Source organism: Oceanobacillus sp. FSL W7-1304 (genome assembly GCF_037969805.1).
Classification (GTDB): domain Bacteria; phylum Bacillota; class Bacilli; order Bacillales; family Amphibacillaceae; genus Oceanobacillus; species Oceanobacillus profundus.
The window spans coordinates 2,131,577-2,151,321 of record NZ_CP150211.1 but is presented as its reverse complement, the minus strand read 5'-3'; the positions used below and the strand labels follow the sequence as shown (position 1 = coordinate 2,151,321).

Sequence of the window (19,745 nt, the reverse complement as noted above, 5' to 3'; positions counted from 1 at the left end):
GATCTGAAGGTTATTTAATTTTCCCTTCTACTCGATTTCATACCAGTCCAAAGGAGGTTTATCTAATTGTATAGGAATATTTAACACCTTGCTTGCTTCTGTTAGCAATTCTCTGCAAAAGAAATAACTCTTGTGCACTACAATTTTATCCTCATATATTTCCTGGTAGTTAATATCATGGAGCTCGTATCCTTTATCTTTACGTGCCAAAACAATATTAACTTCTTTTCCCCATAACCAAATTCTCTTTCCGTAGTGACCTGGGAGACCAAAACGCAATGACCCATTCTTCACTTCGTCTTTATTATATTCTTGGAAACCAGGGGAAGCATCATTGAAAATTTGACTACTCATTAGATTTAATATACCTTCCACATTCCCATCATTAAATGCATTTAAGTATTTATCTATGATGGGATCTATGTTTTCAACATTGCGTGGCTGAGACTCCCCCTTGTCTTCTAACTTTTTTATTTCTTTTAATTTTTTCCTTGATCTATGGATGGATGAATAGATGCCATTCTCAGAAATATTTATCATGCCTGCTACTTCAGTAGCTTTAAAGTTAAATACGTCCATCAATAGAAAAATAGCTACTTGATTTGGTGGGAGGTGTTGTATTAATATTTCCAAAGCTTCTCTAATAAGGAATTTGGATTCTTCTTTTTCATCAGAAACTATTCCTTGGTAATCAAAAAGGTCTTCAAGGAATACTTTGCTTTTTCTGGTATTATCAATCCAGGTGTTGGTTGCAATTCTAAATAAAAAGGCTTTTGGATTGATAGTACTCCAACGTTGACTTAATGAGGCAAATGCTTTTATCAATGTATCTTGAAAGAGATCTTCACCGTCCCAAGCAGACCTGGTAAGATATTTGCAGTACCTCCATAAATCTATTCGATAAGGTTTAAGTATCTCATTAAAATCATTATGTAAAGTTCTTGTATGTTCTACTATAGTTTGCACTTTATCTTGTTCCTTCATATAGATCCCTCCTAATTTTAATTATATTAAGTATAAAAGGAACAGGGTGCAAAATACTAGTAATTTTCAAAATAAAATTATTCTTCGCTGTATAATTAAATCGAATACCAAAAGTATCTAATAATAATCCTTAGAGAAAGAGATATGAAAAATAAAAGCTATTATTTTATCTGTACGTATGCTGAATCCTCTAGTATATGTGAACAAATAATTATTCCTATAATCTACTTAGAATTAACCTTATACGTAATTGTTATTTCAAATCTAATCCAGAGGTTGGCTAGTCCAAAATCATTATTTTCGGCTCATTTATTTAAGCATTGCAGAAACCTATCCTTCTTAGCGTTCCGCCAAAAAGATGTTTTACTTTCCTGGTTTTGTTAGAGAATAGGTTTAACTTGGTTAATAACTCTATAATAATTTTTTCTGTTTCTTTTTAGAAGCCTCGTACAATTCCAGTAGTATTTTCTCCGAATTCTTATTTTAACTTCTCGAAAGTATATTTTGGCTAAAAATGCATCAAAAAGTTGCTTTATTTTTGAATTATTTCCTTGCTTCCTTTATATTCCATGGCTCAGTACATACGTCGCTAACAAGAAGCTTTCACTTTGCGTTGCATAACAATTCATTTTGTTGTGTAAAAATACATTTAGCGCTATAATAATTCCATTCAAATATTAAATGAAGAATGGAGCAGCGTATGATTACAGCATTTCTAACTTATTTTCTATTAGGACTAGCACTTTCTTTAACACCTGGAGCGATGACAGTTCAAATGGTTCAACAAGCATTGAGGAATGGATTTTTAAGCGGTTGGTTTGTAGGTTTAGGTGGGATGACCATCGATTTAACATTAATCACTCTTATTTATTTTGGTTTTTCCCAATTTTTAACGTATCCAATCGTGGAGTCTGTAATGTGGTTTATGGGCTTTGTGTTTTTATTAGCCATCGGGATTGAGAGTTTAAAAGACTCAAAAAAACCAGTAGATTTCAGTGGGGCAGCTCCGAAAAAATCCATTGCAAAGGCATATACATCTGGATTTTTCATGGCGATTTCACCAGCTAATATTGTTTTTTGGATTGGAATATTTGGACCGTTGCTTGTATCTTCTTTAAGTGATGGAGCAGGAACGCATTTTGTAGTTGTCGCAGCAGGAATCCTGCTTGGTATACTCGTCCATGATATTGGATTAATGAGTATTATTCATTATTCGAGAAGATTTCTGAATCAAACGATTCTAAAGGGTGTTTCCATTATTGCTGCATGTATACTATTTGGCTTCAGTTTATATTTTGGTTACGAATTTATTCATCAATTTTTATAGGGAATTTAAAAAATCTTGCTTCAAAAATAAATGAGGCAAGATTTTTTTATTGCGACTTTAAAACCCTAACCGCCCTGCATATTCTTCGGTTTCCCAGTCTTGTCTTATCGTTCTTCGCTGATTCTCTTGTAAGTCTTTGACAATTTTCTCGATATCTACCTGCTGTTCATAATGCCATTGGAGAGCAACTGACATATAGAGCTCATTAAGCTGGGCAATGGACAGTCCTTTTGTTTGCTTCGCTAATTGAGCAAGTGCAGCTGCATCTAAAAATTGTATTAGCCCTTTTTTATGCAGATACTCATTTCGTAATGCTTCATCAGGCTGTTTGATCTCATAAGCACGATCAAAGCGGCCAGCTCGATTAATCAAGGCAGGGTCAATTTTTTCAGGGTAATTAGTTGTCCCGATTAAGAAGATACCTTCCTTAGATGTTGCACCGTCTAATGTGTTCAAGAATACAGAACGAACTTCTTCAGGCATGGAATCGATATCTTCAATGATAAGAATCATGGGTGCCATTTTTGTAACAGTAGAGAAAACTTCCTTAATCGAGTAGCTGGATGTATATTCTGTGATTTGCCAATAAACAACTGGAGCGGCAACACTGCCTGCAATGGATTTGACGAGCGTTGTTTTTCCATTTCCAGGAGAACCATATAATAGAATTCCACGTTTGTAAGGAATATTATATGCTTTAAAAAATGCTCCACTCTTCAAGAAAAATTCATCGATGGAACGGTAAATATCTGTTTTTACATCTTCCTCTAAAAGTATATCTTCTCGTTTAATTTGATAAGTAATTTGTTCTCGTGATCGTTCTAAGCCATCCTCTGTATCGGTGAGTACATTAATACCGTCTAGCATAAATTCCCTTTGTTTTTCAGTAATGAAGTTAAGGAAGCTTAGTAAAGCTTCGTCATTCCTTGCAAAGGTAAATTCCCTTTCATATTCCATATGACTTTGATAGATTGGTATCTTTACGATAGCAACCTCATAGTTTGGAAAGTAAAAAATATTATTTGTTAGAGAGGCTTTAATCACATATTTTTCCGTATCGTTATATGTAATGGCTGATGTACCAACAGCATCGTAGACACTTGCTAAAATTTCAATATCAGCTTCATTTCGAGAAAGAATTTGCTCAATTGTGTCGTCGATTTCAAGTCCTTCTTCGGATTCATAAAGCTTTAAGTCAAATCCAAGTTTTTCAATAAATAGCTCTTTTACTTTATCGATTGCTACTGCATAGTCATAGTAATGGGGAATTGTCACACTATCTGTATCACTGAATTTAATTAATGATGGATTCTTTTTCAATATAGATTTCCACTCGCCTTCTGCCTAAGTTTATATATATTTCAATGAAAATAATTCCGAGAGTTATCACAATTATCATACCATATAGCCGTGATGCTGTAATGAAATTATTGCCATCTAGTTAGAAATAAATGTGAATTTAAAATAAAGTCATGCAGATTATGAATTAGGAATCGACTGCTTTTCTGCTGCGAAATCAATCTGTTTAATTGAGAATAGTTATCAATTGTTGTATAGTAGATAGTAATGAACCATATAATCTGAGTAAGGAGAATAGATAATGCAAATATACTGGACTAAAATAAATAAGATTATTGAAGAAACGCCTGAGGTTAAAACGTACCTGCTCGACTGTCCGGAAGACTTTACATGGGAAGAAGGTTCCCATACCCACTTTGCACTGGAAGGATTTAATGCGGGAGATAAACCAAACCGCAGTCTGATTCGTCACATGTCAATCTCCACTTTACCGCACGAAGATTCAATCGGTATTACAACACGCATCAGAGAGCAATGTTCTGAGTTTAAAACGATTTTAAGCAATCTTGAGGTCGGAAATGAAGTTGCAATATTTAAAACACATTCCAATGTACCACTTAAAAGAGAAGACAAAAATGTTTATCTACTGTCATCGGGTGTTGGTCTGGCAACTTTCAGACCGCTTGTGCTTGATTATTTCGAACGTGCTGACAACGTCAATCAAATTCATTCGCTGAACATCGATTCTTCAAAAAAATTCTTATTCACTACTATTTTTGAAACCGCTCCTGATAAGAAGTTCACATCACAGTTTGTCGATAATCGTAAAGACTACTATGAAGAAGTGAAAAATCTTGCTGCAGACAAAGATGGACTTTTCTATGTTGTCGGAAGCGACGAGTTCCTCATACAGAACATTGAAGTATTGCGTGAGCAGGGTATCAATCCAGAGCAGATTATGCTCGACAAGCATGAACGACAGCTGCCTGATTTTTTATCATTTGATTTGTAATTTAATCGAGACAAACTATCTTCTAGGCAAATACTGAATAAATGTTCCATTAAAGGGGCACGACTGTGGAACAGCAGAGATAGAAAATGAGCAAATTTTTTATGGAATTGTGGATCCGTTTTGGTCAATCCTTTCAAAACGGATTCTTTAAATTTAACAATGTGGTTTGCAAGATGTTTTTAACTTTAGTGCTACGATAAAAAATCGTATATTTTGATAGAAATCTTTGCTGCCTTTTCAAAAACTCCTTCCCATATTTTTATTTTTTGCAAAATAAAAAGGGCTCTAAAAGCCCTCCTATTTACAATTAATCAAAACTCGAAAATAGGTTATTCAATGCCTCACTCATGGATGGATGTGTGAAAATATTATCTTTTAATCGTGTATATGGTAATTTAGCCTCCATTGCAATTCGCACGGTATTGATTAATTCATGTGAACCTGCGCAAAATAACGTACATCCTAAAATATCATCTGTGTCCGGGTCAATAAGAGCTTTCAAAAGTCCGTCTGTTTGCTTGATAATACGAGCATAAGGAACCCCTGCTGCTGGAATCGATGCTACTTTATAGTCAATACCTTCTTCTTTAGCTGTCTTTTCATTGAGACCAACATGGGATAGGACAGGTTCGATAAAAACGGAATATGGTATATTTTTTCGTTCCTTTTTCGAGTAATTGCCATCACCAAATAATTGATCACGAACGATACGGAAATCATCTAATGAAATATAAGTAAACTGTGGGCCGCCATTGACATCCCCTAATGCCCAAATGTGATCGGCATCTGTCTTCAAGTAATCATCTACAACAATTGCTCCCTTATCATCTTGCTGAATGGAAGTGTTTTCCAGTCCTAAACCTTCCGTGTTTGGCTTTCTGCCTGTTGCAACTAATAGGGCAGAGCTAGTCAATTTCTCAGTCTTATCCTCTTTCTGGTAGGTAACCGCAACACCACCATCTATATTCTTAACGGATTGTACCCTGCTTGCTAATTGTAGCTTAATTCCTTTTCCTTCAAATATCTTTTGTACTTCACTTGCAATGTCACGATCATCGTTTGGCAAGAATTCCTCAGAGCTGTCAATTACTGTAACCTCTGAGCCAAAGTTTGCATACATCGAAGCGAATTCCAAACCAATATACCCACCACCAATGATAATTAGCTTTTCGGGCAGCTCATCGCGATCTTGGAGCGTTGTAGAAGTATAAACATTCTCCGTTTCATCGATTCCATCAATCGGCGGAATGATTGGAGATGAACCGGTATTTATGAAGAACTTATCTGCACTTAGCTCAAGGGATTCAGTTTCCGAGCTAAGTTGGATCTTTTTATCGTCAATAAACGTAGCTTTTGCAGTATAAACCGTAACGGTTTCCTGATCATTAAGCATCTTAAAATTTTTCTCTCTTAAAGCAGTAGTTAACTGATCTTTTTCTTGAATCGATTCCTTGTAATAGGCTTCCTTGGACTCGCTGGAATTAGCTTGCTGTTCGGATTGGAAAGCAAGCGATTTTGTTGGGATACAGGCAATGTTAATACATGTGCCACCATATTGTTTAGCTGATTGCTCTATCATAGCAACTCGCTTTCCAGCCTTAGCAAGTGAACCTGCTAACGTTTTACCACCTTTTCCAAAGCCGATAATAATTGCATCAAAATGTTCCATTTAAATCATCCTTTCATTAAACTATTACCTTAAAGGTCAGAAATTAAACGAATAAGTTACTTTAGTAAACAATCGGAGATAAAATTGGTAAACTTTTTATAAAAGGGAGTGATGTGATTGAAACGAAAAGTGATTATAAATGGATATGAAATTGATGGATTGGAATTTCAAATGGAAACATTACCAAAAGGAAATCGAAAAGTGAGTTTTGCTTTTAAAGTGTCGAGTGAGGAATATCATGATATAACAACATTGCTTTATAAGAATGACTTTACCTTGCAGATTCCTGAGGAAAATCTTGAATTACAAGTTACTATCCATAATTACGCTACTTCCATTACAAATTTGTATGAAGCGAATGCCGTTGGAGACTTTCATCTTGAATTAGTAGAGAAACAATAACTTTTATTACGACAGCTTGCGCTAATCACAGGTCACATGCGATAATGAGCAAAAATGGAATAGGATGAAAATATGGCTACTATTGTTGAATTAAGAGTGAAACCGGATTTTACTAAATACTATAAAAATAAATTTCCTTTAATTTCGAAAGAAGCAATTATAAATCCAGGAGCTTTGTCTGAGGAAGGTACAATAGTTCATTTAGTGGACCAGCATGGACAATTTCTTGCAAAGGGTTACTATGGCAAGCAAAATAAAGGACTGGGATGGGTGCTATCTTTTAATGAAAATGAAAAGGTGGACACTGTCTTCTTTAAGAATAAAATGCTAGCTGCAATCAATAAAAGACAGTCATACTATAACGACGAAAATACAAACGCATTTCGTGTTTTCAATGGTGAAGGTGACGGTATTGGTGGATTAACGATTGACTATTTTGATGGGTATTATGTAATCAGCTGGTATAGTAAAGGAATTTACACCTTTAAAGACAAAGTTATTCGCGTGCTTGATGAACTTGGAGGATATAAAGCGATATATGAAAAAAAGCGCTTTGACAGAAAAGGACAATATCTTGATGACGATGACTTTGTAAAGGGAGAACAGGGAGAGTTTCCAATTATCGTTAAAGAGAATGGCATAAGTTATGCGGTTCATTTGAATGATGGTGCAATGGTAGGGATTTTTCTTGACCAACGTGATGTTCGAAAAGCAATTCGTGATCATTATGCGAAAGGAAAAAATGTTTTAAATACATTTTCTTATACAGGCGCTTTTTCCGTAGCAGCTGCACTTGGAGGTGCTGCAAAGACGACCAGTGTAGACCTTGCAGGGCGTAGTAAAAGTAAAACAATTGAGCAATTTGCTGTAAATGGGATTGATTATGAACAGCAGGATATTATCGTGATGGATGTGTTCGATTATTTCAAATACGCGAAACGAAAAGAATTGAAATTTGATTTCGTTGTCCTTGATCCTCCGAGCTTTGCCCGGTCAAAAAAGCATACGTTTAGCACAGCGAAGGATTATCCGGGCTTGATTCAGGATACATTAGCGATTACCGAAAAGAATGGCATTATTGTAGCATCTACAAATAATGCATCATTTGGAATGAAGAAGTTCAAAGCGTTTATTGATAAAGGATTCAATGGAATGAAATATAAAATTCTTGAAGAATTCTCCTTGCCGGCTGATTTTCAAGTAAACCGTAATTTTAATCAGGGGGATTACTTGAAGGTTATCATCGTACAGAAGTTAGGTTAGCAAAACACCCGCTTTGATTTGATGCAAAGCGGGTGTTTGATGTTTCGGATGGGTGTTGCTTGGTAAAGGGTGGGCAATGCTCGAAATAAGTTGGTTCCTGCTCGTCCTGACGATAGTAAGCTGGAATAATAATCTGTAAGTAAAAATATAAAAAGTTATCAAAACACTTGTATATTTATTCTAAATAATGCATAATAATTCATATACAAATTACAAGAGGATGTGAGTTTTATCATGACAATGGTTAAAGAAGCGGATTTGATAAAACAGGAGCTAAAGGGACGGGATTTTTTAACACTTGCTCATTATACAACGGATGAGATTAATTATTTATTAGAACTAGCGGATTATATTAAAAAGCAGAAGCAGGAAGGCATTTCATTTGAACCACTAAAAGGAAAAACATTAGGGATGATTTTTGAAAAGTCGTCTACAAGAACGCGTGTATCCTTCGAAGCGGGTATTTACCAATTAGGTGGTATGGGAATTTTCTTAAATTCAAAAGATATACAAATTGGCAGAGGTGAGACAATTGCTGACACGGCACAAGTACTGTCTGGCTATTTGGATGGAATTATGATTCGGACATTCTCTCAAGCGGTGGTAGAGGAGCTTGCCGCATTTGCTAGTATCCCTGTTATTAATGGATTGACAGATTTGTATCATCCTTGCCAAGTGCTTGCAGACTTGCAAACGATTAAAGAAGTAAAGGGAGCGCTGGAGGGGAAAAAGGTAGTTTATATTGGAGACGGAAATAATATGGCGCATTCCCTTATGCATGGAGCTGCCAAAATGGGGATGGAGCTAGTGATTGCTGCTCCTGCTGATTATTTGCCTGATCCAGATGTAACCGCAAAAGCACAGGAAATAGCAGCTGAACACAATGCAAAAATTAGCATTGAGGTGGACCCTGCTTTAGCTGTTCAACATGCAGATGTTATTTATACAGACGTATGGGCAAGTATGGGGCAGGAGGCAGAACAAGCGAAAAGAGAAAAGGATTTTGACGCATACCGTGTAGATGCTGCTTTGTTAGCCAAGGCAAAAGCAGATGTTACATTTATGCATTGTTTGCCTGCACACCGAGGTGAAGAGGTAACTGCAGAAGTAATTGATGGAGCACATTCTGTTGTTTTTCAACAGGCCGAAAATCGACTTCATGCACAAAAAGCATTAATGACAGCATTGATGAGCTAATTATTAAAGAGGGCTATCGCCAAGAAGGCGATGGTCCTTTTTGGTTTTGGATTTTGGACCGTATTTACCTTAAATTCGATAGTGAGCAAACAACAACCATAATTAAAGAAAAGATTGAAAACCATCGTTTCCGCACATTAAACCCTCATGAAACACGATAAATATACAATTTTCTCCATTGATTTCTGAAAATAAATACTATATACTCTTTTGTTATAATCAGTATTTGTAAGAAATGTCCGAAAAATAAAAGAGGAGGAATTTGAAAATGGAGGCAACATCTGAGAAAACATTACTTTCTTATTTAAAGTCATACCGGGCTTATGAGCCATCTGTCATTCCAGGTCAGCAAGCAATTACATTTCTAACTAATAAAACTGGATTACCACAGGTTTGGAAATGGGACGATCAAGCATCCGAGGTTCAACAATTTATCGAGCTGCCAGACAGAGCGCTTAGTGTAAATCATTCTCCATCTGGGATGAAAACGATAATCGGTTCAGATATAAATGGGAATGAGAAACAGCAACTTTACTTAATCTGCGAAGGAACAACAGTTGAAGACCTTGTCGTTTCAAAGGAACATTTTCATCACTTTGGTGGCTGGTCGCCTGACGAAACAAAAATTGCCTTCTCTAGTAATCGCAGACATCCAGGTTATTTTGATGTGTATATTTTGGACATTGCAACAAAGAAGGAAGAAGTAGTGTATCTATATAATGGAAACTGCAATCCGATTTGTTGGACGAATGATGGGAAAGGATTAATTTTAAACATAGCGGATACCAACATAGATAACTCCCTATATATATTTGATTTAGAAACAAAAGAACTGACGAAGATTGGTAAGGAAAATATAAGTGCAAGATATCATTCGATACAGCTAACAAAGGATGGAAAAAAAGGCTATCTTGTAACAGATGCAGGTCGTGATACATTAGCTATTCATTCCTTTACATTCGATAATCCTACTGAATTAGAACAACTGTCACAAATTGAAAAATGGGATATTGAAGAAATAAAACTATCTCCTGATGAAAAATTACTTGCTTATACGGTAAATGAAGGAGGAACATCAAGACTTCGATTTTATCATATTAAACATAAATCGATGTTTGAAGCGTCAGGACTGCCGTCTGGCGTTTATAGCTCTTTATCATGGCTGGACACTGAAGAGCTTGTCATCGAAATAAAGAGTGCGATTCTTCCGGGTGATTTATGGTCCGCAGACTTGAAGGAGCAAAAAACGAAGAGGCTTACTTTTGTTGGAGAAAATAAAGATATTCATCACCTATGGACAGAGCCGGAGCTATGTCATTATTCCTCTTTTGATGGACTTGAAGTGCCTTATTTTCTTTATGGTAAGAAAGACTACGCACAGCCTGTCATGATATATGTACATGGGGGTCCAGAGAGCCAGATTAGAAACGAATATAATCCTGTTATACAATTTTTAGCAGCACAAGGCTATGCAGTAGTTGCACCGAATGTACGTGGCAGCATGGGCTATGGACGGAAATACGTACAATTGGACGATGTCCGTAAACGCATGGATGCTGTAGCTGATTTAAAGTGGCTTGTAGAAGACCTCGTCAGGCGTGGTGCTGATCCTAAAAAAATTGGCATTATGGGACGTAGCTATGGAGGTTTTATGGTACTAGCTGCAATTACACACTACCCTGAATTGTGGGCAGCGGCCGTAGATATTGTTGGTATCTCACATTTTAAGACGTTCCTTGAAAATACAGGACTATGGCGCAGGCGATTAAGGGAGAAAGAGTATGGTTCATTAAAAGAAGATGTGGATTTTTTTGAAGAGATTGCTCCATTAAATCATACAGATAAAATTAAAGCTCCATTACTTATCTTCCATGGCAGAAATGACACGAGAGTACCTGTTAGTGAAGCAGAGCAATTGAATCGGGATTTAGAGAACCAAGGAAAAGAAGTGGAACTTATTGTTTTTGAAGATGAAGGACATCAAACAGAAAATATAAAAAACCAAATTGAAATGAATACGAAAATCGTTGCGTTTATGAAAAAGCATTTGCAATAGACGTCAATTATACTGGGGGAACAATTATGAAAAGAATATCGAGAAATTGGCTGTACACATTCATTGCTATAGCATTTATTAGTATCGTTCTTGCTGGTTGTGCTAGTGAACCAGATGAAGCAGGGGGGACAGAAAATGATGGGAAACAACATGGTGGAGAGTTAGTAATTGCCACTGTTTCGGATGCAATCTCGTTAGATCCAGCTGGAGCAAATGATGTTCCATCGTTCGATATCCAATTTAATATTTTTGAGAAGTTAATTAAGCACGATGAGAATATGGGACTACAGCCAAGCCTTGCAACAAGCTGGGAAGCAGTGGATGATACAACTTGGGAATTTAAGCTTCAAGAGGGAGTAACATTTCATGATGGAACCACGTTTAATGCAGAGGTAGTAAAGGCAAATGTTGAGCGTATTATTGATGAAGATGTGGCAGCTCCTACAGCCTATTTGCTCGATATGATCGATGAGGTAGTTGTTATTGATGATTATACGATACAAATAAAGACAGCATATCCGTTTTCAGGTCTGCCAGCACATTTAGCACATTCAGCTGGAGCGATGATCTCTTTGGAACAAATTGAGGCAGATTATGCTGCAATGGAAGAAGGAGCAGATCCAGGAAGTGTTATTAATGAAAAACCAATTGGTACAGGCTATTTTAAATTTGATGAGTGGAGTCCTGGTCAATATATCCGCTTAGTTAAAAATGAAGATTATTGGGATGGAGCAGCATTGCTAGACTCGGTCACATTTAAGGTTGTTCCAGAAGACCTTACTCGTATTGCAGAACTAAATACAGGAGATTCACATGTCACTAATCAATTAAGTTCTTCTGATGTAGCACAAATTGAATCAACAGAAGGGTTAGCGATGCTGCAACAAGGAAGTGTTTCCCTAGATTATCTTGGTTTTAATACACAAAAAGAGCCATTTGATGATGAGCGTGTTCGACAAGCAATTACGATGGCTATAAATAAAGAACAGATAGTAGATGGTATTGCGAATGGCTATGCAATACCTGCTGCAGGGCCACTTGCGCCAAATGTATTTGGTTATGATGAAAATTTAGAAGGAATTGCTTATAATCAAGAAGAAGCAAAGAAGCTGTTGGCTGAAGCTGGTTACGAGGATGGTTTCTCCACTTCCATCTGGACCAATGAGACACGAGAGCGTCTGGATATTGCAACCAACATCCAGTCTCAGCTTTCGGAAATTGGGATTGAGGTAGAGATTGAAATCTTCGAATGGGGTGCATATTTAGAGAAAATTGGTGAAGGTGAGCATGATATGTTCATTTTAGGGTGGTCAAATGGAACAGCCGATGCGGATAACGGATTATATCCATTATTCCATTCTGAGAATATGGGACCACCAGGAAATAGAACCTTCCTTGATCATGGAGAGTTAGATTCTATTTTAGAAGAAGCACGCCAAACGGCGGATGAAGCTGAGCGTATAGAATTATATAAACAAGCACAAGAGTTGCTCGTGGAGTTGGCTCCCATGAATTATTTGATGCATAAGGATTATTTATCAGGGTTGCGTGAAGAAGTGAAAGGATTATCGATGCTACCTACAAAATTCCTGCTTCTTAAAGATGTATATATTGAAGAATAGAATTTTAGGGGCTGATGGAGAATTCCATCAGCTCTCTTTTTTTATTGTTTCAATTTGGAATTTATAAGTTGAAGCCTGTTTTGCCGCCACAATTAATAGGTTATAATGAACAATACAACTAGCTAGAAGGAGTACGAATACATGCAGACATTACAGAAGCTTTCCAATCGTCTTTTTTATCTTCCATCATATCAAAAGACAGACCGGCCAATTTTAGCAGCTGTCGTGGGGGATAATCGGACGTTGTTGATTGATGCTGGGAATTCATCCAGTCACGCACAGCTATTTAAGGAGCAATTGGCTTCCCATAATATCACTGGAGATATTGTAGCCCTGACACATTGGCATTGGGATCATCTTTTTGGCCTAAATGAAATGAACCTGCCTTCCATTGCCAATTTTATGACCTTTGAAAAAGTAAAAGAATTACAGGAGTTTTCATGGGAAGATAAGGAGCTGGATGAGCGTGTTGAAGCAGGGATCGAAATCGCGTTTTGTGCGGATGCAATTAAGTTAGAGCTTGGAGATGCGCGTGACGTTATCATCCCGGATCCTACGCTTATTTTTGAAACTCGAATGCAAGTGAATCTTGGTGGGGTCATCTGTATCATCGAATACATCGGTGGGGATCATTCACCAGACTCCAATCTTATTTATATACAGGAGGAAAAGGCACTATTTCTTGGAGATTGTCTTTATGCAAATATGTATGCAGAAAAATGGCATTACACAATTGAAAAAATGGGCGCACTTTTAGAGAAGATAGAAAGCTATGATGCAGAATTATTTTTCCTATCCCATCATCCGGCACCATTGTCAAAAGACGAATTCGCAAGCTTTTCTGCATTATTGAAAACAAGTGCAGCATTAACCAAAAAGCATGAAGGGAAGCAGGAGGCGATTGTAGAAGCGATGACCTCACATTTTCAACGTGAATTAACAGAAACGGACTTGGAAATTATCGGTTATTTTGTAAATGGATATGCTAAATAAGAAAAAGGAGAACCTAGGGTAGTGATCCCTAAAAGTTAGAGTTTTCATTATGCAGCTGTTTGGCTGGTTTGAGTTCGGTATTGCACTGGACTTAAACCAGCCAATTTCGTTTTAATTCGTTCGTTATTGTAGTAATAAATATATTTCTCTATCTTTCGTTTCAGTTCATGATAAGACATTAATGCTTCACCGTGATACATTTCTTGTTTCATAATCCCAAAGAAATTCTCCATCGCAGCGTTATCTGCACATGTGGCTTTTCTAGACATGCTTTGAAAGATTCTGCTTTTATTCAACGTTTTGACCCACTTTATATGTTGGTAATGCCAGCCTTGATCAGAATGAATGGTTGTACGATATTTGGCCTTACTCTTGATTATTTCTATTGCTTGGTTAAGTGGCTTGACCGCAAAATCTAATGTTGGTTTATTTGAGATACCATAAGAGATTACCTCACCATTATATAAATCTAGTATTGGACTTAAATAAAGTTTCTCATTTCCAGTACACTTGAATTCCGTGATGTCGGTGACTAACTTTTGTAGACGAATAGGCGTATTAAACCGTCGGTTTAAACGATTTTCCGCTACCTTCCCAACCGTTCCTTTATAAGACTTGTATCGAGACTTTCGTGTAAACTTAATACATTTCAAGCCCAATTCTCTCATAATCCGTTGTACTTTTTTATGATTGATTTTATAGCCCTTGCCTCTTAATTCTAAATGGATCCGACGGTATCCATATTTACCTTCATGCTTCTTAAACAATTCATGAATGAGTTCTTTCCACTCTTTATTCGTATCTTCTTTCTTCAATTGTTTAACTTGATAATGATAAGTTGCCTCTGGTATACCTACAACTCGGAGTACATCTTTTAATCTGAATCCTTCTTTCTTGAGTTCGAGTGCCAACGCTGCTTGTGCTTTTCGAGGTAGGCCTCTGGATTTTCCTGAAAAGCTTTTAACTTTTTTAAATAGGTATTTTCCAACCGAAGAAGTTCAATCTCACGCTCTAATTGTTCCTCGCGATTCATTGCTTTCTCTTGTTTTACTGACTTTGCTTTTCTTTTCCCAGACATAGGGGGCCGTCCTTTCGGTTTTTCTTTGAGGCCTTCTATCCCTTCAGTAAGGAAAATCTTGTTCCAGTTCGCAATAAGAGTAGAATTATTCATCTGAAATTCTATTGCGGTATCTTGGTAAGAAGTGCCCGTTTGTTTCATAAAGTTTAGTACATTTAACTTAAATTGAACAGAATAAACCTTTTTACAACGCTTTTTACGTAACCCCTCTTCACCCAATGCTTTATATGACTTTACCCATCTTTCAATAGGAGCCTTACTTGGAATATCATATTTCCTAGCTAATAAAGTGTAACCAAGAGGACCTTCCATATATTCCTTAACAATCATTAATTTAAATTGCTCACTATATTTTGCAATGCAAAAACACCCCAAAACTTAGATTTCTTACTCTAACTTTTGGGGTGCAGCACCTAGGCTTCTCCTTTTTAATGCGTAAATAATACAAGTATTCTCCTAAAGCAGTATTGGCGAACACCTTAGTTCTCTAATTAATTATTCAACTGTTAATCCTTGCATATCAATTTTCATTACGCTCACATGATAATCCGGAAGTATTGCTTGCAGTGGTTCAGTTATAGCTTGTCCTTCACCTTTTGGTGCAAAAGAAATCATCGTTGGACCAGCACCGCTAATAACAGTTCCATAGGCACCATAAAACTTTGCCTCTTTACGAATTTGATCATAGTTGGGGATTAGACCTGAACGATAGGATTCATGGAACATATCCTTTTCCATCATTTTTCCGGCAAGTTCGTAATCACCTGCTAAAAGTGAGGCAACAACGAGGTTACTAATTCCGCTGGCTGCTGCTGCATGGTCTCTTGTGTATGAATCTGGAAGAACCTGTCTTGCAGCTTCTGTTTTCAATTCAGTATTGGGAATATAGATAACCAGATCAACATCTAATGCAGGTGCTTGAAGCCAATTGATTTCATTGTCAGTTAAGGTTGAAATAATAAGCCCGCCAAAGAGTGCCGGTGCGATATTATCTGGATGACCTTCAATTTCTGTTCCATACTGGAGTTTATCTTCACTGCTTAAATGAAGATCGCAAGCTTGGTTTGCGAGTTCAATACCAGCTAGAATTGCAGATGCACTACTGCCTAATCCACGAGCGAGTGGAATCTCGCTTGTTTCGACAACTTTACATACTGGTAATGTTGTTTGATGCCGTTCTGCAATTTTTGCAGCAATTTGGAAAATGAAATGATCCTGAAAATTATCATTAGAAGAAAGAGAAGGGGAGGTGAACTCCCACTTCTCCGATTCTGTTACTTCCAATGTTAGATACAGATTTACTGCTAGACCCATGGAGTCGAATCCCGGTCCGATATTTGCTGAGCTTGCCGGTACTGAAATACGAAACGGCCTCATTGATTAACCAGCTCTTCAATATATTTCATAACGGCAGCTTCATCATTTTCTAAGGAAACAGGATTAATTTCCAACTGGTCAATAGCTGTTTGTGGATCCTTCAATCCATTTCCTGTTAACACAGCGACAACCTTGCTTCCTTTTGGAATTGTTCCTTCCTTACACTGTTGAATAACACCTGCGATCGATGCACAAGAACCAGGCTCCGCAAAAATCCCTTCTTTACTTGGTAGTAATTTAAACGCCTGTAAGATTTCTTCATCGGTTACAGATTGGATTGTTCCACCAGATTCCTCTTTTGCATTTACTGCAAGCTCCCAGCTAGCAGGATTACCAATCCGAATCGCTGTGGCCACAGTTTCTGGATTTGGAATGACTTTATTTTGCACGATTGCTGCAGCGCCTTCTGCTTCAAATCCAAACATTTGTGGTAGACCGGTTTGTTTTTTCTCGTGATATTCTTTAAATCCTTTCCAATATGCACTGATGTTACCAGCGTTACCGACAGGAATTGCCAGAATGTCAGGAGCAGTTCCAAGCTGATCACATACTTCAAATGCTGCCGTTTTTTGTCCTTCCAGACGATATGGATTGACCGAATTCACTAATGTAACAGGTGCTTTTTCACTAACTTTACGCACCATTTGCAATGCTTCATCAAAGTTTCCATCAATTTCTACAATTTCTGCACCGTACATGACAGCTTGGGCTAGCTTCCCTAGTGCAACTTTTCCCTTTGGAATAACGATGATCGCGCGAATTCCTGATCGTGCGGCATAGGCTGCAGCAGCGGCAGAAGTGTTCCCGGTAGATGCGCAAATAATGGATTTGCTTCCTTCTTCAATTGCTTTTGCTACTGCTACAACCATTCCTCTATCTTTAAATGATCCAGTCGGATTAGCACCTTCGACCTTTCCGTACAATTCAATTCCTAATTCCTCAGAAAGTGTCGGGAAATGAATTAATGGTGTATTTCCTTCCTGCAGTGTGAGCGCAGGTGTTTGATCAGTAACTGGTAAATATGCTTTGTAATGACTTAGAAGTCCTTGCCAGCTCATGAAATAGCATCTCCTTCAACTTTGTAATAGCTTTTTACTTCCAAAACAGCATCAAGACCTTTAAGCTTTTCTAAGGCATGCTGGAAGTTTTGGAGTGATGTTTGGTGTGTGATGAAAATAATTTCAGCTACTTCATCCTTGTTAACAGGTGTTTGTAAAATACGTTTAAAACTAATATCCTGATCATGGAATAAAGCAGAAATGTTTGAAAAAACTCCAGCTTCATCTTTCGCATAAAGTCGTACATAATACTGTGCATAGCGTTTATCAGGTGCCTTCAATTCTTTTTTGAAATGTGGTTCAACAAACTGATTTCCAGATACACCTAGACGCATATTCTTAATGACAGAGACAACATCAGAAACTATAGCGGTTGCTGTCGGTAAGCTACCTGCTCCAGGACCATAGAACATGGTCTCGCCAACTGCTTCTCCATAAACATAAACAGCATTAAATTCATTTTTTACCGATGCAAGGGGGTGCGTTTTTGCAAGTAATGTAGGCTGTACATTGATCTCAAGCTCATGATTATCAAAGTTTGCATAGCCAATCAATTTCATTGTATAGCCTAGCTTGTCACCATATTGTAAATCCTCTAATTCGATTCCTTTGATACCAGATACTTCGACATCATCCAGATCTACCGGTGTTGAAAATGCAAGTCTGCCAAGAATCGCCATTTTCCTTGCTGCATCAAGACCTTCTACATCTGAAGTAGGATCTGCTTCAGCAAAGCCAAGCTTCTGCGCTTCATTTAATGCATTTTCATAGCTGACACCTTCACTATCCATTTGCGTTAATATGTAATTGGTTGTACCATTAACAATCCCCATTACTTGTCCGATACGATCGGATGCAAGTCCATCGACGATTCCGCGTAAAATTGGAATTCCGCCAGCAACACTGGCTTCATAGAAGAAGTCACATTTATTGCGTGTAGCAGCATCCTGAAGTTCTGGGCCATGCAATGCTACAAGATCTTTATTAGCGGAAACGACATGTTTATTCGAAGCAAATGCTTTTAAAATATAATCCTTTGCTTCGTCAATGCCACCCATTACTTCCACAACAACATCAATCTCTGGATCATTTAATACATCATCCGGATTCGTTGTCAGAAGGTCTTCCTCTATGTCAACATCACGCGATTTCTCCAAATTACGAACTAATACGCGCTTCACTCGTACATTACAATTTAATTGATGTGCAAGCTTTTGTTGGTGATTTTCAATTAGCTTAATTACACCTGAACCAACAACTCCTAAACCTAAAAGACCAACAGTAACTTTCTCACTCACATAATCACCTCGTATTTAGTCCTTCACTAAAGAACTAATTTGTATATTTAATTCATTTAAACACGAATGCTAAAGTATAGCAATAGTGAATTTTGAAACAATTCAATAAAGCGTTTTCAAGTGATGATCAATGAACAGAGCCAGATATTCATGATAAAAAATCCGTATAACTATTATAACATTCTTGAAGGTATGAACAAAAATGGGGACTGAACAATAAACTAATACAAATAAGCCGATGATGAGGAGGGGTAACATGAGTGAAGCGATTGCAGGGGCAATTTTTCTCATTTGTTTAGTAATTGGAATTACTGTCGGGTATTTCATAGGGTATGTCGAAGTTGGCAGCTCCATCGGACTTGGACTTGGTTTAATCAGTTTACTTTTTTGGCGGAAGAAAAATCGAGATAGATGAAACTATTTATGCCTCTATCCGTATTGAAAATATATGAGATAGAAGGAGACATAAAGCATGGAAACATTGAAATATACGTGTAAGGATGTTCTTTTCTTTTCCAAAAATCATAAAATGATTGTTTACGACAAAGATGGACAGGAAATCGGTGCAGTTATTCGAACACATCGCAATGAAGCAAGAAATGAAACGGTTCGAAAAGGGTCCTTCTATGCATTTGAGGATGAAAATGGCACGTTGCTGACTTCTATTAGTGTGAAAAAGAAAGGCTGGAAAAGTCTTGAAGGATATAGCTACCATTTATCCGATTATCAGGAGGATAAAATATATGATATTCATGATGTGAAATGGGCATCCTTCATTTATTTTCATATAAAAGGATTTATTCAAACGAATAAGTTTGAAGCTTATCAAGATTGGGATGGATCCCTCATATTGAAAGCAGATAAGAAGAAATACGCTTCTATCAGTTTTAATGAGATTACGTTCAACGTATCATTTAAGATTATAGAACATCCTAGTGATTTTTTAGTTTCGCCAGCTTTCTTGACGCAGATTTATTGTATGTATCGGTTGTATGATATGGAGAGTAAGGTGATTGAGGAGTTGTTGTTTTAAGAAAAAATGGCTTTGTTGAAAATTGTTTCAGATGGTAAATGAAAATTATTACGAATCAATTTTCTATAAAGATGTTT

At 37.1% G+C, this 19,745-nt stretch carries 17 protein-coding genes and 1 pseudogene; 10 read left to right on the top strand and 8 right to left on the bottom strand.

Annotation, left to right across the window (positions count from 1 at the left end; all coding sequences use genetic code 11):
- Positions 1-27 precede the first annotated feature (27 nt).
- Entirely contained in the window at positions 28-984 is a 957-nt protein-coding gene (locus tag NYE61_RS10880; protein WP_095312361.1) for a sigma-70 family RNA polymerase sigma factor, read from the bottom strand.
- 700 nt (positions 985-1,684) lie between these two features.
- Here NYE61_RS10880 and NYE61_RS10875 point away from each other — a divergent pair.
- Positions 1,685-2,311, top strand: a complete 627-nt coding sequence (locus NYE61_RS10875; protein ID WP_095312363.1) for a LysE family transporter — start codon at positions 1,685-1,687, stop codon at positions 2,309-2,311.
- A gap of 57 nt (positions 2,312-2,368) precedes the next feature.
- Here the strand turns inward: NYE61_RS10875 and NYE61_RS10870 are convergent, their stop codons facing one another.
- Positions 2,369-3,631 carry an ATP-binding protein gene (locus tag NYE61_RS10870; protein ID WP_251661010.1) on the bottom strand — a complete coding sequence of 421 codons (1,263 nt, stop codon included), beginning with the start codon at positions 3,629-3,631 and terminating at the stop codon, positions 2,369-2,371.
- Between the two features lie 280 nt (positions 3,632-3,911).
- Here NYE61_RS10870 and NYE61_RS10865 point away from each other — a divergent pair, with 280 nt between their 5' ends.
- Complete coding sequence (locus NYE61_RS10865; protein WP_303448335.1) at positions 3,912-4,622, top strand: dihydropteridine reductase; 711 nt, start codon at positions 3,912-3,914, stop codon at positions 4,620-4,622.
- A gap of 307 nt (positions 4,623-4,929) precedes the next feature.
- On the opposite strand, the gene NYE61_RS10860 is transcribed toward NYE61_RS10865, so the two are convergent.
- Entirely contained in the window at positions 4,930-6,291 is a 1,362-nt protein-coding gene (locus tag NYE61_RS10860; protein WP_339315430.1) for an FAD-dependent oxidoreductase, read from the bottom strand.
- A 117-nt stretch (positions 6,292-6,408) separates the two neighbouring features.
- Between NYE61_RS10860 and NYE61_RS10855 the strand changes: the two genes are divergently transcribed.
- The 6 genes from NYE61_RS10855 to NYE61_RS10830 all read left to right on the top strand — a co-directional run bounded on the left by NYE61_RS10855 (position 6,409) and on the right by NYE61_RS10830 (position 13,824).
- Positions 6,409-6,693 carry a DUF3219 family protein gene (locus NYE61_RS10855; RefSeq protein ID WP_339315428.1) on the top strand — a complete coding sequence of 95 codons (285 nt, stop codon included), beginning with the start codon at positions 6,409-6,411 and terminating at the stop codon, positions 6,691-6,693.
- A gap of 72 nt (positions 6,694-6,765) precedes the next feature.
- Entirely contained in the window at positions 6,766-7,956 is a 1,191-nt protein-coding gene (locus NYE61_RS10850) for a class I SAM-dependent rRNA methyltransferase (protein WP_303448337.1), read from the top strand.
- 234 nt (positions 7,957-8,190) lie between these two features.
- Positions 8,191-9,153: an ornithine carbamoyltransferase gene (argF, locus tag NYE61_RS10845; RefSeq protein WP_339315426.1), complete on the top strand. Its 963-nt coding sequence runs from the start codon at positions 8,191-8,193 to the stop codon at positions 9,151-9,153.
- A gap of 268 nt (positions 9,154-9,421) precedes the next feature.
- A complete protein-coding gene (locus tag NYE61_RS10840) occupies positions 9,422-11,209 on the top strand; it encodes a S9 family peptidase (protein WP_339315424.1) in 1,788 nt (595 codons plus the stop codon).
- Between the two features lie 26 nt (positions 11,210-11,235).
- The gene (locus tag NYE61_RS10835; RefSeq protein ID WP_303448340.1) at positions 11,236-12,831 is read left to right on the top strand and encodes a glutathione ABC transporter substrate-binding protein; all 1,596 of its coding nucleotides are present in this window, start codon (positions 11,236-11,238) and stop codon (positions 12,829-12,831) included.
- Between the two features lie 141 nt (positions 12,832-12,972).
- Positions 12,973-13,824, top strand: coding sequence for an MBL fold metallo-hydrolase (locus tag NYE61_RS10830; protein WP_303448341.1), 852 nt, complete (start codon positions 12,973-12,975; stop codon positions 13,822-13,824).
- Between the two features lie 47 nt (positions 13,825-13,871).
- Here NYE61_RS10830 and NYE61_RS10825 read toward each other — a convergent pair.
- The 5 genes and pseudogenes from NYE61_RS10825 to NYE61_RS10805 all read right to left on the bottom strand — a co-directional run.
- Positions 13,872-14,738, bottom strand: a pseudogene (locus NYE61_RS10825) (IS3 family transposase); the annotation flags it as partial.
- On the bottom strand, positions 14,699-15,232 hold the full coding sequence (locus NYE61_RS10820) for a helix-turn-helix domain-containing protein (protein WP_339315417.1): 534 nt from the start codon (positions 15,230-15,232) through the stop codon (positions 14,699-14,701). The gene NYE61_RS10820 and the pseudogene NYE61_RS10825, both read right to left, overlap by 40 nt.
- Positions 15,233-15,397: 165 nt before the next feature.
- A complete protein-coding gene (gene thrB / locus NYE61_RS10815; protein ID WP_303450823.1) occupies positions 15,398-16,279 on the bottom strand; it encodes a homoserine kinase in 882 nt (293 codons plus the stop codon).
- Positions 16,276-17,337, bottom strand: a complete 1,062-nt coding sequence (thrC, locus tag NYE61_RS10810) for a threonine synthase (RefSeq protein ID WP_303450820.1) — start codon at positions 17,335-17,337, stop codon at positions 16,276-16,278. Before thrC ends, thrB begins: the two co-directional genes overlap by 4 nt.
- The gene (locus NYE61_RS10805) at positions 17,334-18,635 is read right to left on the bottom strand and encodes a homoserine dehydrogenase (RefSeq protein WP_095311507.1); all 1,302 of its coding nucleotides are present in this window, start codon (positions 18,633-18,635) and stop codon (positions 17,334-17,336) included. The genes thrC and NYE61_RS10805 overlap by 4 nt, the downstream gene beginning before the upstream one ends.
- 256 nt (positions 18,636-18,891) lie before the next feature.
- Here NYE61_RS10805 and NYE61_RS10800 point away from each other — a divergent pair, with 256 nt between their 5' ends.
- Positions 18,892-19,050: a hypothetical protein gene (locus NYE61_RS10800; RefSeq protein WP_303450816.1), complete on the top strand. Its 159-nt coding sequence runs from the start codon at positions 18,892-18,894 to the stop codon at positions 19,048-19,050.
- A 57-nt stretch (positions 19,051-19,107) separates the two neighbouring features.
- Positions 19,108-19,668 carry a hypothetical protein gene (locus tag NYE61_RS10795; RefSeq protein ID WP_303450813.1) on the top strand — a complete coding sequence of 187 codons (561 nt, stop codon included), beginning with the start codon at positions 19,108-19,110 and terminating at the stop codon, positions 19,666-19,668.
- The last annotated feature ends 77 nt before the right edge of the window (positions 19,669-19,745 follow it).